The organism is Variovorax sp. PCZ-1, assembly GCF_018413605.1.
Taxonomy (GTDB): Bacteria; Pseudomonadota; Gammaproteobacteria; order Burkholderiales; family Burkholderiaceae_C; genus JANMDU01.
The window spans coordinates 1167872-1184104 of sequence record NZ_JAHCDN010000001.1; the positions used below are offsets into that span (position 1 = coordinate 1167872).

The 16233-nt window shown below is 54.9% G+C and carries 12 protein-coding genes; 5 read left to right on the forward strand and 7 right to left on the reverse strand.

Features of this window, described 5'->3' with window-relative positions; all coding sequences use genetic code 11:
* Positions 1 to 85 precede the first annotated feature (85 nt).
* Positions 86 to 1231, forward strand: coding sequence for a serine hydrolase (locus KIH26_RS05715; RefSeq protein ID WP_213443302.1), 1146 nt, complete (start codon positions 86 to 88; stop codon positions 1229 to 1231).
* Between the two features lie 66 nt (positions 1232 to 1297).
* Here the strand turns inward: KIH26_RS05715 and KIH26_RS05720 are convergent, their stop codons facing one another.
* Genes KIH26_RS05720 through KIH26_RS05730 form a run of 3 tightly spaced genes read right to left on the reverse strand, consistent with a single transcriptional unit; the run spans position 1298 to position 3626 of the window.
* Positions 1298 to 2257 (reverse strand): threonine/serine dehydratase, encoded by a 960-nt coding sequence (locus KIH26_RS05720; protein WP_213443304.1) that lies wholly within the window; start codon positions 2255 to 2257, stop codon positions 1298 to 1300.
* Entirely contained in the window at positions 2254 to 3189 is a 936-nt protein-coding gene (gene ispH / locus KIH26_RS05725; protein WP_213443306.1) for a 4-hydroxy-3-methylbut-2-enyl diphosphate reductase, read from the reverse strand. Before ispH ends, KIH26_RS05720 begins: the two co-directional genes overlap by 4 nt.
* Positions 3186 to 3626: an FKBP-type peptidyl-prolyl cis-trans isomerase gene (locus tag KIH26_RS05730; RefSeq protein ID WP_213443308.1), complete on the reverse strand. Its 441-nt coding sequence runs from the start codon at positions 3624 to 3626 to the stop codon at positions 3186 to 3188. The genes ispH and KIH26_RS05730 overlap by 4 nt, the downstream gene beginning before the upstream one ends.
* A 61-nt stretch (positions 3627 to 3687) precedes the next feature.
* On the opposite strand from KIH26_RS05730, the gene radC reads away from it, so the two are divergent.
* From radC to KIH26_RS05745, 3 genes are read left to right on the forward strand one after another with little or no spacing between them, the layout of a single operon-like run.
* Positions 3688 to 4362 carry a RadC family protein gene (gene radC, locus KIH26_RS05735; protein WP_213443310.1) on the forward strand — a complete coding sequence of 225 codons (675 nt, stop codon included), beginning with the start codon at positions 3688 to 3690 and terminating at the stop codon, positions 4360 to 4362.
* Entirely contained in the window at positions 4359 to 5042 is a 684-nt protein-coding gene (locus KIH26_RS05740) for a Smr/MutS family protein (RefSeq protein ID WP_213443311.1), read from the forward strand. Before radC ends, KIH26_RS05740 begins: the two co-directional genes overlap by 4 nt.
* A complete protein-coding gene (locus tag KIH26_RS05745; protein WP_213443313.1) occupies positions 5039 to 6898 on the forward strand; it encodes a hybrid sensor histidine kinase/response regulator in 1860 nt (619 codons plus the stop codon). Before KIH26_RS05740 ends, KIH26_RS05745 begins: the two co-directional genes overlap by 4 nt.
* A 70-nt stretch (positions 6899 to 6968) precedes the next feature.
* Here KIH26_RS05745 and KIH26_RS05750 read toward each other — a convergent pair whose 3' ends face one another.
* Positions 6969 to 9155, reverse strand: coding sequence for a protein kinase domain-containing protein (locus tag KIH26_RS05750; RefSeq protein ID WP_213443315.1), 2187 nt, complete (start codon positions 9153 to 9155; stop codon positions 6969 to 6971).
* A gap of 49 nt (positions 9156 to 9204) precedes the next feature.
* On the opposite strand from KIH26_RS05750, the gene KIH26_RS05755 reads away from it, so the two are divergent.
* On the forward strand, positions 9205 to 11121 hold the full coding sequence (locus tag KIH26_RS05755) for a sensor histidine kinase (protein WP_213443317.1): 1917 nt from the start codon (positions 9205 to 9207) through the stop codon (positions 11119 to 11121).
* Positions 11122 to 11180: 59 nt separating this feature from the next.
* Here the strand turns inward: KIH26_RS05755 and KIH26_RS05760 are convergent, their stop codons facing one another.
* The 3 genes from KIH26_RS05760 to KIH26_RS05770 form a co-directional block, all read right to left on the reverse strand.
* Positions 11181 to 11702 (reverse strand): acyl-CoA thioesterase, encoded by a 522-nt coding sequence (locus KIH26_RS05760; RefSeq protein WP_213443318.1) that lies wholly within the window; start codon positions 11700 to 11702, stop codon positions 11181 to 11183.
* A 192-nt stretch (positions 11703 to 11894) separates the two neighbouring features.
* Positions 11895 to 13328, reverse strand: a complete 1434-nt coding sequence (locus tag KIH26_RS05765) for a sensor histidine kinase (protein ID WP_213443320.1) — start codon at positions 13326 to 13328, stop codon at positions 11895 to 11897.
* A gap of 262 nt (positions 13329 to 13590) precedes the next feature.
* Positions 13591 to 16206 (reverse strand): bifunctional aconitate hydratase 2/2-methylisocitrate dehydratase, encoded by a 2616-nt coding sequence (locus KIH26_RS05770; protein ID WP_213443322.1) that lies wholly within the window; start codon positions 16204 to 16206, stop codon positions 13591 to 13593.
* Positions 16207 to 16233 lie beyond the last annotated feature (27 nt).

Genomic DNA, 16233 nt, shown 5'->3' on the forward strand with positions numbered 1-16233 from the left:
ATGTAAGTGCTTGATATTGCATTACATTTTTCTATCCGCTATACTTTCCGTAGCACAGCAAACAAAGCCTTTAGGCTGATACACCATGGCAACACTTTTCACGGCTGGTTTCTCGCTCGGTTCCATAGCGAAGATGCGCGTTTTAGCCACGACTGCGCTCGCCACTTTGGCGCTTACTCTGATGCCAGCTGCCCAAGCTGAGGCTGCGCCTAAGAAGCAGGCAAAGGCAGCACAAAAAACCACGGCGAAAACGATGCGTGCTGCGAAAAGCAACAAGGCCATCAAGCCAACTCGATCAAGCAAGGCCCAAGCTGCCACCAAGATGCAGCGCGTGGTGGTGATGAAAAATGGCAAGCGTGTGGTGGCGATGCGCCGCGTACCTGTCGTCGTGGCTGAACCTCCACGCCCATCCTACGGTCAACTCGCTGGCTTGCATGCCACGCAAGATCCGCTGGATCTGAAATCCAGCGTAGCCTACGTGCTGGATCAAGACACGAACGAAATTCTTTTTCAGAAAAATGAAAATGCGGTGCTGCCGATTGCCTCACTCACCAAGCTGATGACGGCTGTGATCGTGAGCGAAGCGCAGCTTGACCCCAATGAAATCATCACCATCAGCGAAGCCGATGTAGACACCGAAAAAGGCAGCCGCTCTCGTTTGAAAGTCGGCACGCAGCTGCCTCGTGGCGAACTGATGCTGCTTTCTCTCATGAGCAGCGAAAACCGCGCTGCGCATGCCTTAGGTCGTAACTATCCCGGTGGTTTGCCGCGTTTCGTGCAAGCCATGAATGCCAAAGCCAAGCTGCTCGGTATGAATGACACCCGCTACTCTGAGCCTACTGGCTTGTCCAGCCGCAATCAAAGCAGCGCCAAAGATTTGGCCACGCTCACGTCGTACGCCTACAACGACAAAATCATCCGCGAGCTCTCCGTGGCGCGCGATCATCAGGTGGTGATTGACGAAAAGCCGCTGAACTATGTGAACACCAACCGCTTGGTGCGTGGTTCGGACTGGGAGATTGGCCTGCAAAAAACCGGCTTCATCTCAGAAGCAGGGCAGTGCCTGATCATGCAAGCCAAAATTTCAGGCCGTCGCTTGATCATGGTTTTCCTAGATTCAGCTGGCAAACTCAGCCGCTTGGGCGATGCCGAGCGCGTACGCCGCTGGGTGGAAGGGCAGCCTGCGATGATGCAGAAGATAGGCAGTGCGCCGGCTAAGCAGCCAGGCTAATTTTTAAATAAAAACGGTCTATAGCCGGCTTAGAATCTGCGCAGGCAGCTATCAAAAAGATAGTATTCAGATCTTCAATGTTGCAAGATCTAGATTAGCGCCGCAGATCACAAGGCACACTTTTTCGTCTGTTTTTGGCTTGTAAACGCCAGTTTGTAATGCGGCCAAGCCCAGTGCTGCAGAAGCCTCAGCGGCAATTTGCAAATGCTGCCATAGCCAGAGCTGCGCAGCGCGTATGGCTTCATCGGAAAGCAGCAAACTCTGATGCACATGTGCCTGCGTCACATTCCAAGCAATGCGGCCGATTTGCTTGGCTCCTAAAGCATCCGCGGCGATACCGCTCACGCCCACATCCACAGGCCTGCCCGCGGCGCGCGCTGCATGCAGGGTCGGGGCGAGTTCAGGCTCGAGCGCGATCACGCGGGTGGCGGTGTTGGCATACCAAGTGGCAATGCCTGCAATCAAACCGCCGCCGCCCACGCTCACGAGCACGGAGTCTGGCGTGCCGCTGGATTGCCGACCTATCTCTGCAGCCAATGTGCCTGCGCCAATCACAGCCTCTTCTTGATCGTAGGCATGCGTCAGCAATGCGCCAGTTTGCTTTTGGCGCTCCAGGCATGCAGCCAACGCTTCGGCATAGGCGCTGCCTGTCACCTGCAAAGTCGCGCCCAAGGCTTTGAGCCGCGCCTGCTTGGCCGGCGATGAAATGCTAGGCACAAACACTTCGCAAGGCACACCGAGCAGCTGAGCCGCTGCCGCGGTGGCAATGCCCGCATTGCCACCCGAAGCCACGATCACGCCGCTTTTGGGAATGGTGTTGGAGAGCAAACGATTGAGCATGCCGCGTGCTTTGAAGCTGCCGCTGGTTTGCAATTGCTCCAGCTTCAGCCAAACTTCAGCGCAATCGATACCGAGGGCTGACCCCGGTAGCTTCATCAACGGAGTTTCATGCAAAAAGTTCCGGTAGCCGGCATCGAATGTGCGCAGAGTGCTCTCAATTTGTGAGCGATGGATGCTCGTGCTCATTCGATCTTCAATCCCTTGGGTAGCGGGAATTTCACGGTTTCTTCAATGCCATCCATCTTGCGCACACTGGTCGCACCCAAGGCTTTGATGCGCTCGATCACTTGCTGCACGAGAATCTCAGGCGCAGAGGCGCCAGCTGTTAAACCCACGCGCTGCACGCCGGAAAACCATTCGTCTTGCAGTTCCGAGGCATCGTCCACCATGTAGCCGGGTACGCCGCGTTTGCGCGAGAGTTCAGCCAAGCGGTTGCTGTTGGAACTGGTAGGGCTGCCCACCACGATGATCAAATCCACTTGCCCCGTGAGCACTTTGATCGCATCTTGCCGATTTTGAGTGGCGTAGCAAATGTCTTGATGTTTGGGTTCGCGAATGTGCGGGAAGCGGGCTTTCAAGGCGATGGAAATTTCGGCGGTGTCGTCCACGCTCAATGTGGTTTGCGTCACCACGGCGAGTTTCGCAGTCTGCTTCGGGCTCACGCGAGCGATGTCTTCAATGTCTTCCACGAGGTGAATGCCCTCAGAGAGCTGCCCCATCGTGCCTTCCACCTCGGGATGCCCTTTGTGGCCGATCATGATGAATTCATAGCCTTCTTTGGAGAGTTTGGCCACTTCCACGTGCACTTTGGTGACCAGCGGGCAGGTGGCATCAAAAATTTGGAAACCGCGTTGCTCAGCTTCTTTTTGCACCGCTTTGCTCACGCCATGCGCGCTGAAGACCAAGGTCGCACCGGGAGGCACATCGGAGAGTTCTTCAATAAAAATTGCACCCTTGGCTTTGAGATCGTTGACGACGTAGGTGTTGTGCACGATCTCGTGGCGCACATAGATCGGGCGCCCAAATTTGGCGAGGGCTTTCTCCACGATCTCAATCGCGCGATCCACCCCTGCACAAAAGCCGCGTGGCTCGGCAAGAAGAATTTCATTGACTGTCATAACACCCCAATCACTTTCACTTCAAAGCTCACAGGCTGGCCAGCCAGCGGGTGATTGAAGTCAAACAGCACTTTATCAGCATGCACTTCACGCACCGCCCCAGCGTATGTCCCCTCGCCAGAAGGTGCAGGAAACTGCACCACATCGCCAACGCTGTATTTCTCCAATGGATCGCCATGCTGCGCCAGCAGTTTCTTTGCCACCCATTGCATCATCTCGGGATTGCGCTCGCCAAAGGCTGCACCTGCGGGAAGATCAAAGGTGGTGTGCGTGCCTTCCTCGAGGCCAAGCAAGCGTTGTTCTACAGCAGGCGAGAGTTCGCCCGTGCCCAAAGACAGGGTGGCAGGCTTGTCGTTGAAGGTATTGATGATGTCGCCTTGCGGGCCGCTCAGGCGGTAGTGCAGGGTGAGAAAGGAGGAGGGTTCGATCTGCGGCATGTGGCCTTGGAGAATTGCGTAAACTGTGTATTGTAAAAAGCTTCACAACATCCCAGATTTCATGCCCCTCAAAGACCTTCCAGCAGATGCCCGACCTCGTGAAAAATTGCTAGCGCGTGGCGCTGCAGCATTGAGCGATGCTGAGCTGCTGGCTTTGCTGCTGCGCACGGGCATTGAAGGCAAAAACGTGGTGGCGCTGGCGCAAGAGATCGTAGATCGCTTTGGCGGTATCAGTGGTTTACTCCATACAGATGCTGCATCGCTCAAAAATATCAAAGGCCTGGGGCCTGCCAAGCAGGCAGAGCTTCTTGCTGTGCTGGAGCTGTCTCGCCGGGCATTGGCTGAACAAATGATGCACAAGACGGTGTTCGATTCCCCATCCAGCTTGCTAGATTTTGTGCGCCTGAAGATCGGAGGCAAACCCTATGAATGCTTCATGGTGATCTTTGTAGATGCGACACAAAAACTGATCGCCTCGGAAGAGCTATTTCGAGGCACGCTCACAGCGGCAGCGGTCTACCCTAGAGAGGTCGCGCTGAGAGCGCTGCATCACCATGCGGCAGGCGTGATTTTGGCGCACAACCATCCCAGCGGCGAAGTCCAACCCAGCTATGCAGATCAATCACTGACCTCTAAGCTGCAAGCTGCCTTAGGATTGCTGGATATTGCCGTGCTTGATCATGTGATCGTCAGCCGCGATAAAGCACTCTCAATGCATGCGCAAGGGCTGCTATGAGCAAACACGCTTTGAAAATCACCCAGCTGGCCGATCTCAAGCAGGTGAAAAAAGAAATTGAACGCCAAGCGGCTGATGCCGCAGCGAAGCTGGCTGCGCGGATCGAGGCAGAGAAAAAAATCAAAGCGGAAAAAGAACTGTTTGCCAACTCGGTGGGGCGGGTCAAGCCTCTGTTGGCTGAGAAGAAAGCTAATCTCCTGCCCGATTTGCCACCCCCGATTCCAGCGCAAAAGCAGCTTGACGAGCAGGCCGTGCTGCGCGAGGCATTGAGTGATGAATGGGACACGGGCAGCTTGCTCGATACGGATGAAGCTTTGAGCTTTCGCCGCCCTGGAATCGGAGCCGATGTGGTGCGCAAACTTCGCAAAGGCGAGTGGAGCGTGCAAAAGCAATTGGATTTGCACAATCTGCGCACGGAAGAGGCACGCGATGCACTGGGGCGTTTCATCCGAGAAAGCCATAAAAACGGCATCCGTTGCGTGCGTGTGGTGCACGGCAAAGGCTTGGGCTCGCCGGGTAAGGTATCGGTCTTGAAACCCAAAGTGCAAAGCTGGTTGATTCAGAAGAATCAGGTCTTGGCCTTCGTGCAGGCCACGCCCGCGCAAGGTGGTGCGGGTGCACTGGTGGTGCTGCTGCAGGGTGGCGCTGCGCGTCTAGCGAGGGCTGAGGCTGCACCATGAGCGCGCGACAGATCAAGCCGCTGCCCAAAGCCGATGACGCCGATGCCCTCTGGCCTATCGTACGGGTTGATGCGCGTACGCAGGCCGAAGTCGCGCGCATTTTCTTCGGCAATGTCGTCACAGGCGCAACCGTTACTTTGCCGTCTATGGCGATCTTGGCGTGGCTGTATCACGGCACGGTTGATCATGCTTGGCTCTACAGCTTGATTGCTTTTATTGTCGTCATGCAGATCTTGATTTTGCTGCATTGGCATCGCTACAGCAGCGAAGTTCAGACCCATGAGGTGGCGGGGCGCTGGGATTGGTCAGTGAAGCAATTACAGCTTGCCAGCGCTTTGAGTTTCATCATCATTGGGGGTATCAGCGCATTAGCTGTGGTGATTGCGCAATCCAGCATTGCCGCCTCGCCCTTGATTGCTAGCGTGATGGTGCTGACCTATTTGATCGGTGCTACTGTGGCTGATTTTATTCATCGCCCGGCAGTGATCGGCTACCCCATTTTGCTACTCGGTCCTATGGGTATCTTGCACGCCACGAGTGCCCAGCCTGCGCAATGGGCGATGGCGGTGTTTTTTCTGTTTTATTTCTTCGGTGTGCTCAATTACAGCAGCATGTACAGCAAGCGTTTGCAGTTGTCGATTTATCAACGCTTTGAGCTGGATGCATTGGCGCAGCGTTTGGAAGGCGAGCGTGAGCGCGCACAGCTGGCGCATGACGCCAAGGTGCGTTTCTTTGCGGCGACCAGCCACGATGTGCGTCAACCCTTGCAAGCCATGTCGATCCTGCTGGATGCGATGCGTTTGCAAGGCGCTGACTCGGAACACAGAAAGCGGCTGATCCATGATCTGGATGTCAATATGGATGCGCTGCGCGCGCTGTTTGATCAAGTGCTGGAAGTCTCGCGTTTGCAAGCAGGCGCTGTGCAGTTGCAGCCGCGACCCGTGCGTCTGGCTGATTTGTTCAGCCGCTTGCAGGCGCGCTTTGCCTTGCAAGCGATCAATGAGGGAGTTCGTCTGGATTTCGGCCTGAAAAGCGCTTGGGTGATGGCTGATCCGCTGGCCCTGGAGCGCATGGTGGCGAATTTGCTGGGTAATGCGCTGAAGCACACACCCGCTGGTGGTGCCATATGGGTGGGCTGGCGCGGCACGCGTGGTCGCATTGAAGTGCGGGACAGCGGCTCAGGGATTGCCAGCGATGAACAGCTGCGCATTTTTGATGAGTTTTATCAGATCGAGAAGAGCACGGATCACAGCCAAGGCTTGGGGCTGGGCTTGGCCATTGTGCGGCGTTTGGCGCAGCTCGGAGGTAACAGCGTGGGTGTGCGTTCAGCGCTGGGGCAGGGCAGTGTGTTTTGGTTGAATCTGCAAGCGACATCAGAGCCTCTGCCTCAAGCCGAACTTCAAGCGACGGCTTTGCCTGAGATTGCACTGCCTGAAGTGCGGGGCGATTTGCTCTATGTGGAAAACGATGCCACTTTGCTTCGCCTGACCAGTAGCCTGTTGCGCATGAATGGCTGGCAAGTGCATGCATTTGCTGATCCACAGCAGGCCTTGGATTGGCTGTCTCAAGTACAGCACTGCGATTTGCTGCTCACCGATTTTCGTATGGGCGAGCTTTGGGATGGCGCCAAGCTGATCGAGGCGGCGCGCGCGCTACCAGGGCTTGAAAACCTGCCAGTCATTGTCATGACCGGCGACGGCGCGGTGGCTGAGGTGGGCAGCATGCGCCGCTTGCTTAGCTCGGCGGCTGATGAGCACCAACACACCCAAATCACGCGCCTGCTACACAAGCCAGTGAAGACTGCGTATTTGTTAGAGGTGATTTCACAATCGATCTTGCGCCCGGTGTCTGCTTGAATACACTATCATTTCAATAGCACTTTGCGCAGATTCTGTGCTGGCAAACAGCACTTTCCGCTTTTAAAACTCAATCAATCCGTGCTTTGGGTAAGCTCCCAGTTTTGTTGGCCAAGATATCCAAGCCACGCCAAATACCCATGGCATCCGCAGGTCGATCAATCGCTTGTTTGGCCATCAAGCTATCAAGCAGCATTTGAAAGATGGCGTGCTCAGGTGGCAAGCGTGGAATCTCGGCATGCAGATGGCGCGCCAACAGCTCATTGAGTGAATCACCCTTGTAGGGGCGTGAGCCCGTGAGCATCTCATAGAGCATCACGCCCAGACTGTAAAAATCACTGCGATGCGTGACCTCTTGCCCAGTGGCTTGCTCGGGGCTCACGTAGTACGGTGTGCCGATCACTTGACCATGCTCGGTGCTGACCAAGCGTTCAGGCATGAGGCCGACGGTGTGCTCCCCCACATTTTTGACGATACCAAAATCCACCAACACCAGCTCACCACCTTCTGAGCGGAACATCAAATTGTCAGGCTTCAAATCACGATAGACCAAGCCCAGTTTGTGAATGGCGTTAAGCGCGCTGGTGATCTGGCGCAGCAAATCGATCACGCGGCCATGCACTTGCGCAGGAGAGCCGGTGAATGAGTTGCCGGGTGTGCCGCGCCCACGAATTTCCTCTTTCAGAGTACCGCCCGAGAGGTATTCCATGGCGATGTAGGCGTAATCATCCGTGAAGCCTTGGTCATAAATCCGCGATACATGGTGATGCGTCAGATTGGCCAATACCGCATATTCTTGTATGAAACGACGCAGCATTTCGGCATCGTTGGAGAGCGAAGTGCGCAGCACCTTCAGCACCACTTCACTCTTCTGCGCAGCTGAAAAAGCCAAATACACATCGCTCATGCCTCCTTCGCCGAGCTTTCGTATGATCTGGTAGCCACGAAAGCTCTGCTGCATGCTTTGGAAGCTGCCTGATTGCAGGCTCCACAACGATTCTTTCAGCGCTTCTTTGGCGGCGCGCGCAGTCATCTCAGAGTTTTGCACAGCGGCAGCTTGCAGCGAAGCAGGGTCGTACTTGAAAGGTGGGTGAGTTTGCTGCAACGAAGGTACAGCTGAAATACCCAATACTTCACAGGCCGCCACAGGCTTTTCCCGCCCGCGCAAGCTCACCAGCTCTTGGCGGCCATGACGCAAGCATTCACCGGCCAGTTGCGCCGTATCGATACTTGCCACCACCAGCCAGCCCAGCTCTTTGCCCGCTGCTTGCAGGCGCGAGGCGATATTCACGCTATCGCCTAATGCCGTGACCTCAGGAGAATCCATTCCACCTAAGCGGCTGAGCGTGACTTCTCCACTGTGCAGTCCGATGCCCACGCTGAAACTGGGCAGGCCGCGCTGACCATATTGCTCCTGCACCCACTGCTTGAAGCTACCCACCGCATCTTGTATACCGACAGAAGCCGCCAAAGCGCGCTGCGCGTGTGACAGCGCATCTTCCTGCGGCTGGGCATCCTCTTCAAACAAAGCCAGCAAGCCATCGCCCAGCATCTTCAAATGTGTACCGCCAAAAGCCACGACAGGGCGGCAGGCCAATTCAAAATAGCGCCCCAGCAGAGCGGCCAGTTCGGCAGCGGATAGGCGCTCTGCCATCGTGGTGAAGTTGCGGATATCCGCGAACATCACAGTGGCTTGCAAGGTTTGTGTACTGCTGCTTTCTGGGGGCAGGGAAACGCCAAAACCCGATGAGCCATCGGGGGTGTAGCCTGAAAATTGGGAGGCTGGAAAACTGCTGCCAGCAAATTGCTCGCGGAAATGCTCGCGGGTTTTCTCTTCGGTCAGTGCTGTGGCTTTGGCAACAGCATTGTCTTTCTCGCGGTTAAAGCGAGCGAGTTTTTTGAGCTGCGAATTGATCGCATCGAGCAGTTCCTCCCGGCGGAAGGGCTTGGTGAGGTAATCGTCTGCTCCTAAGCGCATGCCCCGGCGCATGCTATCGCGTTCGTCAGCGGCTGTGAGCATGATCACGATGGCGCGATCAAGCTCTGGGTGATGGCGAATGGCATCGAGCATGGCAAAGCCATCCATGCCGGGCATATTGATATCGGTGATGATGATATCGGGCAGCATCGAGCGCGCGATCACCAAGCCGTGCTGTCCGTTGGGCGCGGTGGCTACCTCATAGCCTTCCAAACTGAGCAGACGCTCAATGTTCTTGCGTATAGCCTCTTCGTCGTCTACAACCAATATGCGATGCATACAGAGCCTTTGCTTTTTTTCGTTTCCGTGGCAATGTTAGACTGGAATCATGACATTAAACAAGTCTGTCACCTCCGCCCATACCTTGGCAAATACTAGCATTGCTCAAGTTAGCTTGGAGCAGTTGCATCTGATGCTCGATCATTTGCAAGCGATGGTTGGTTATTTTGACACGTCCAACCGCTGTCTGTATGCCAACCATGCTTATGCCAGAGCTTTTAATACGACCGTGCAGAACATGCTTGGCAAGCATACGCGTGAGATCGTTGGCGAAGCTGGCTGGGCGGTAATCGAGCCCTACACGCTACGTGCTATGGCTGGCGAGGCCGTGCGCTATGTGCGCGAGGTTGATGAGGGCCAGCACAGCTCACGCTGGATCGAGGTGCACATCGTTCCCAATGTGATCGAGGGTGGCGAAGTGTTTGGCGGCTTCGTGTTCATTGACGATGTGAGTGAACAATACCGCGCTGAGCAAGCGATACGAGAGAGTGATGAGCGGGCAGAGCGCTTTGTACAAGCGGGCATGGAAGGCATTGTTTTTTACCGCGACGGAATCATTTTCGACTGCAACGATGCATTCACCCGCATGCTGGGTAAAAGGCGCGAAGATTTGATTGGCACACGTGCCAGTCATCTGTTCCAGAAAAAGGATTGGGAGTTTGCTGAAAAGCATATGCATTTAGGGCGCGAGCACTTGTATCCCGCGCAACTGCCGCGAGGCGATGGTTCACTGGTCACGGTTGAAATCATGGGGCGGCCTGTGATGCTCAATGGGCAAAGCGCCTCGGTGGCAAGCGTACGTGATAACTCTCAACTGGCCAGCATGAACGAAGCTCTGCTGCGCTCGCAGTCTCGTTATCGCTCCTTGGTAGACAATTCTGACCAAAGCGCCTTGTTCATTTTGGATCGCATGGTGGTGTATTCCAATCCAGCAGCACATCGGTTTTTTGGTTTGAGCGAAGTGCAGTTGCGCGGTGTGCAATCACTCAATCTATTGCACCCAGACGACCGCGCCCTGGCACTGATGCGGCGCAAGCAAATGATCGCTGGCGATCCAGACCGAACCGTGGTGCTGCGCACCATCACGCCGCCTTCCCAGAAGCTCACGCCTGAAAGCAAAATTGGTTGGGTGCGACTGCATGGCTCCATGATGGAGTGGGATGGGCGCTGGGGTGTGTTGGTCTTTTTGACAGACATCACAGAAATGCGTGAATCCCAAGAGAAGATGCGCAAATCATTAGCGCAAGAAAAAGAGCTGGGCGATCTCAAGACGCGCTTTGTTTCCATGGCTTCGCATGAATTTCGCACCCCATTGGCCACCATTCAAACCAGCTCCGAACTGCTAGAGCACTACAACGAACGCCTCTCTGCAGAGGAGCGCGCAGATGCCGTGGCAGATATTCAGCGCGCCGTTCAGCGTATGCAGAGCATGATGGATAGCTTTCTCGCTTTTGGTCGAATGGATGCAGGTATCACCGCTTTCGCTCCAACCGCCACCTCCGTGCTCAGCTGTTTACAAGGCTTTGTGCAAGAGACGCGCGCCGCCCAGCCACGGCAATACGCCGTTTCCATCTACCTAGAGCCGCCTCTGGATGGGCATACCAAGCTCATGCTCGATCAAACCCTGCTAGGCCAGATGGTGATGAATCTGATCACCAATGCATGCAAGTATTCCTCTGCCGATTCGCAAGTGCAGATGCGGGTGGCGCAGCGCAGGAGCGAAGAAGGTATTTTCTTGCTGATCAGCGTGCGAGATCAAGGCATAGGCATCCCTGAGAAAGAGTTGCCGCGTCTCTTTGAAAGCTTCTATCGCGCCTCCAATACCGCCACCATTCCCGGCACAGGGCTCGGCCTTGCAATCGTCGATCGCGCTGCCAGGGCCCATGGCGGTAGCGTGCATGTCAAAAGCGCGCTTGGGCAGGGCGCACTCTTCTCCTTGCTTTTACCTTGGGTTCAAGCAGTCTGATGTCTTGTGTGTGATCTGCTGGGTTGGCATGCGAAGCTGCCCACCCAGCAGATGCCAGATCAATGCACCCAGTCGCAAGAGCTCATCTCATAAGCGCGTACTTTTTTGAGAATAGGCTCAGGCAAACGTTGAATCCGTTTGTCATGCGATGCAAACACGATCTGCTGATAGCCCTGCGATACTGGCTTGCCGTCCACAAGGAAGCGGAAGAGCAGATACAGCGAGCAGGATTTCACATCGAAAGTGTTGAGCTCGCACTGAATGGTTTGAAACGGAAAGGTTTCTTGTAGGTACTCTTGGTGTGCACGCTTGGTTATTAATACACCTTGGGTTTGCAGCAAGTCTTGGGCAATGCACTGGTGCAGCCAACGCTCACGACAAATACCCTGCCACTCAAAATAGCGCGCAAAGTATGTATTGCCATATGCGTTCGATTCTTTCAGATAGATATCAATATTGTGATGAAAGGTCTGAATACCTATTTGCCGGCTAGGTACGATGATTTGCTCTGCACTCCCGCTGGGAAAGCTCGGTTGAATCTGCACGTTGATAAGTTCGGGGGAGGTATTGCTGTGTAGCATGTTGATTTCCTTGAAAGTTGAGATGGACCGTTGTAGCGGCCCGGCGTATTTGCTCGTCATGGAGCATTTCCAAGGCAGTGCCCAGCATTTGAGGCGCGACGCTCTATCTTGCTAAGCATGAAGAAAGCGATAGACCGCAAATGCTGGATTCGGCCCTGAAACTGGTGTGAGTAGGCCGCATAGCGCAGCCGCTCAGGTGGTGCTCAGGCTCTCGGGCCGATCTGGCGAAGGCAGCGACAGAGCAGTTGTTGGTATGGATACGGTGAAGGTCGTGTATTCGCCTTCGACCGAGTCGCAGCGGATCTGCCCGCCGCATGCTTTGATGACACGTTGGCAAAAGGCCAAACCTACGCCTGCACCGGCTGATTGTTTGGTGCTGTAGTAGGTATCAAAAATACGTTTGATCACAGCTTTAGGAATGCCGCTAGCGGTATCGGTGACAGTCAGCAAGCCGGTTTGAGCTTCGTGTTCCACCTGGATATACAGCTCACCTTTTTCAGCAGCTTTCATCGCGTACAAAGAGTTTTTTATCATATTAGACAGCACGAAAATCATCAACGCCTGTGAGCCTAGAAATGAAAAATCCTGTTTAACCGTGACATGCAGTTTTTTACGCTCCGAAGGCAAGAGTGGATAACCGTCTACTGCTTCTTGTACGCAGACCATCATCGATTGTGGTTTGAACTCACTCGTATCGATATGCTCCATCCGGGCAGATGCGAGTATCAAATCAATCACTTTGTTGGTGCGATCCACCTGTTGAACAATTTTTTCGCACATGGTTTCCAAAGCGCGATGCGAAGCCATGCCTGCTTCATTTGCGTTGCTAGCGCCTAGCCTCGCTTGTTGGGTCTGTGATTGTTGCAACTCGTGCATCAAATGGGGCAGTTGCGCTGCGGCATGGCTGGCCTGCATACGAATCGTGGCCAAAGGTGTACGCAACTCGTGAGCGATGGTGGCGGCTGCTGCAAATGGACTCAGTAAATCATGGCGAATGACCACATAGCTCATCAAGCACAGATTGATGGCAATGAACACGACACCCGGTGGGTAAAACTCTACGCCATAGTTGCATAAATAATCCACAGCCGCGGGCATGTAAAGCAATGCCGCAGCCAAGAAAATACGCCATTTGTTGCGCTGGGCTAGAGGCGCAGTCTTGTAGCGCTGATACGCAATCACGAACACACGCAAAGCCAACACTGCTGTCTGCAGAACATGCACAACATGCAAAGCACCTGCCTTCGGATAATAGCCCCAAAAATAGGTGTAGTGCCCATCCACAAACAGATTGCCAAAAGGCACAAAGGCTGCCAACACCGCAGCTAAACCATAAGAGCAATAAATCCAAGGCTGCTCTGATCTTTGAGAGCAGATTTCTGCTGAGAAGTGATACATCGTTGTCGGTAAGAAAACGATCATCAAATAACCAAAGCGAATGATGCTGTCGGCGATAGCCGCATCGGAAACGGTATAGAGCACTGCCCAGCTGCTGTGCCAAAAGAAAGTTGTGGTGCAGAACAGAAAGAAGCTCGCTGTCACTCTGCTCAATCCTTTCGCAGCCAGCACATAAAAGCCAAAGGCAATGAACAGGCCAGAAACCAAGGCTGGGAGAAGCGAGTACATGTTGGGGTGGGTTGTAAATACTGCAATGCACTGTAGCTATTCGCAGAGAAATGCAAGCCCAGCCCCCGGTAATTCTGACAGTCAGAGTGAAAAACAACACTCGCAAACAGACGCAAGCTGAATCGATCGGCCGCAATAAAAAAACGGCTCCGAGGAGCCGTTTTTTTTAGTGAAATCAGCAGTTTGTGGGCATAGAATCTGCGCGAAGTGCTATCTAATTAATAGTGCCGCACTCCACGCAAATCGAGGGTCTGCGATGGCCTTACAAGGCCACAGCATCCGCTGCTTCTTTGTACTCGCTGATCTGATCGAAGTTGAGGTACTTGTAGATCTTGCTGCCGTCTTGGTTGATCACACCGATGTCAGCCAAGTATTCGGCTTTCGTCGGGATGCGGCCTAGTTTGGAGCAGATGGCGGAGAGTTCGGCTGATCCCAAATACACGTTGGTGTTTTTGCCGAGGCGGTTGGGGAAGTTGCGGGTGGATGTGGACATTACTGTTGCGCCTTCTTTCACCTGCGCTTGGTTGCCCATGCACAAGCTGCAGCCGGGCATTTCCATGCGGGCGCCGGCGTTGCCGAAGACACCGTAGTGGCCTTCTTCGGTGAGTTGCTGTGCGTCCATCTTGGTGGGCGGGGCCATCCAGAGTTTGACGGGGATGTCTCGCTTGCCTTCCAAGAGTTTGGAGGCGGCGCGGAAGTGGCCGATGTTGGTCATGCAGCTTCCGATGAAGACTTCATCGATCTTGTTGCCTGCAACGTCGCTCAGAGTCTTCGCGTCATCAGGATCGTTCGGGCAGCAGACGATGGGCTCAGTGATTTCGGCCAAATCAATCTCGATGATGGCGGCGTATTCTGCGTCTGTATCGCCTTTCAAGAGGTTGGGGTTGGCGAGCCACTTTTCCATTTCCTTGATGCGGCGGCCGATGGTGCGGGCATCTTGGTAGCCTTGGGCGATCATGTTCTTCAGGAGCACGATGTTGGAGTTGATGTACTCGATGATGGGCTCTTTGTTGAGAGCAATCGTGCAACCTGCTGCGGAGCGCTCGGCGGATGCGTCAGACAATTCAAACGCTTGCTCAACCTTCAAATCTGGCAAACCTTCGATTTCCAAGATGCGGCCAGAGAAGATGTTTTTCTTGCCTGCTTTTGCCACGGTGAGGTGCCCCGCTTTGATGGCATACAGAGGAATCGCGTGCACGAGATCGCGCAGGGTGACGCCAGGCTGCATTTGGCCTTTGAAGCGCACCAAGACGCTCTCAGGCATGTCCAGAGGCATCACGCCTGTGGCCGCGCCGAAAGCAACCAGCCCAGAGCCTGCGGGGAAGCTGATGCCGATGGGGAAGCGCGTGTGGCTGTCGCCGCCTGTGCCCACGGTGTCGGGCAGGAGCATGCGGTTGAGCCAGCTGTGAATGATGCCGTCGCCGGGCTTCAAACTGATGCCGCCGCGATTGGAGATGAAGTTGGGCAGCTCGTGGTGCATCTTCACGTCAACGGGCTTGGGGTAAGCGGCGGTGTGGCAGAAGGATTGCATGACGAGATCGGAGGAGAAGCCCAAGCAGGCGAGGTCTTTCAACTCATCGCGAGTCATCGGGCCTGTGGTGTCTTGTGAACCCACGGAAGTCATCTTTGGCTCGCAGTACGTGCCTGGCAACACGCCTTGGCCTTCTGGCAAACCGCATGCGCGGCCCACCATTTTTTGAGCGAGAGTGAAGCCTTTGGCTTTGGATTCAGGCGCTTGTGGCAAGCGGAAGAGGGTGGATGGCGGCAAGCCAAGTGCTTCGCGCGCCTTAGCGGTGAGGCCGCGGCCAATGATCAGCGGGATACGGCCGCCAGCGCGCACTTCATCAAACAGCACTTCGCTTTTGACTTTGAACTCGGCTATGACTTGGCCATTTTTGATGGCTTTGCCTGCATAGGGGCACAGCTCAACTTCATCACCAAGATTCATCTGGCTCACATCGAGCTCAATCGGCAGCGAGCCGGAATCTTCCATGGTGTTATAGAAAATCGGTGCGATTTTGGAACCGAGGCAGACGCCACCGTTGCGCTTGTTGGGGATGTACGGAATGTCGTCACCCGTCCACCAGAGCACGCTGTTGGTGGCGGATTTGCGGGATGAGCCTGTGCCAACCACATCGCCTACATAGGCGACGACTGCGCCAGCGGCTTTGGCTTTCGCAACCAAATCGTTGATAAGCTTCACAGGGCCGCGCTTGCCGTCTTCCTCGGGCACGAAAGGCGCGCCATCACGTTTGTTTTTCAGCATCGCGAGTGCGTGCAATGGAATGTCTGGTCGGCTCCATGCGTCAGGTGCGGGAGAGAGATCATCGGTGTTCGTCTCGCCGGGCACTTTGAAGATCATGAGCTTGATGCTTTGCGGCACTTCGGGGCGGCTGGTGAACCACTCGGCATCGGCCCAGCTTTGCATCACAGCTTTGGCATTGGCATTGCCTTTCTCAGCCTTTTCTTTCACGTCGTGGAACTGATCGAACATCAGCAAGGTTTTCTTCAAACCTTCGGCAGCCACTGCGCCGCAATCTGCGTCATCGAGCAGCTCGATCAGCGGGGTGAGGTTGTAGCCGCCAAGCATGGTGCCAAGCAATTCGGTTGCTTTCGCACGGCTGATGAGGCTGCATTTTTCTTTGCCGAGTGCAACTGCAGCCAGATACGATGCTTTGACTTTTGCTGCGTCGTCCACACCAGCAGGTACGCGGTGCGCGATCATCTCGACCAGCGCTTCGCCTTCGCCGGCGGTAGGGTTCTTCAGTTGCTCAATGAGCTCGCCAGTTTGCTTGGCCGTCAACGGAAGAGGGCTGATGCCCAGAGCGGCGCGTTCGGCGACGTGGGCTTGGTAGGTGGTGAGGAAGGCAGATGCCATGAAGTTCTCCTAGGGATCAAAAAAAGT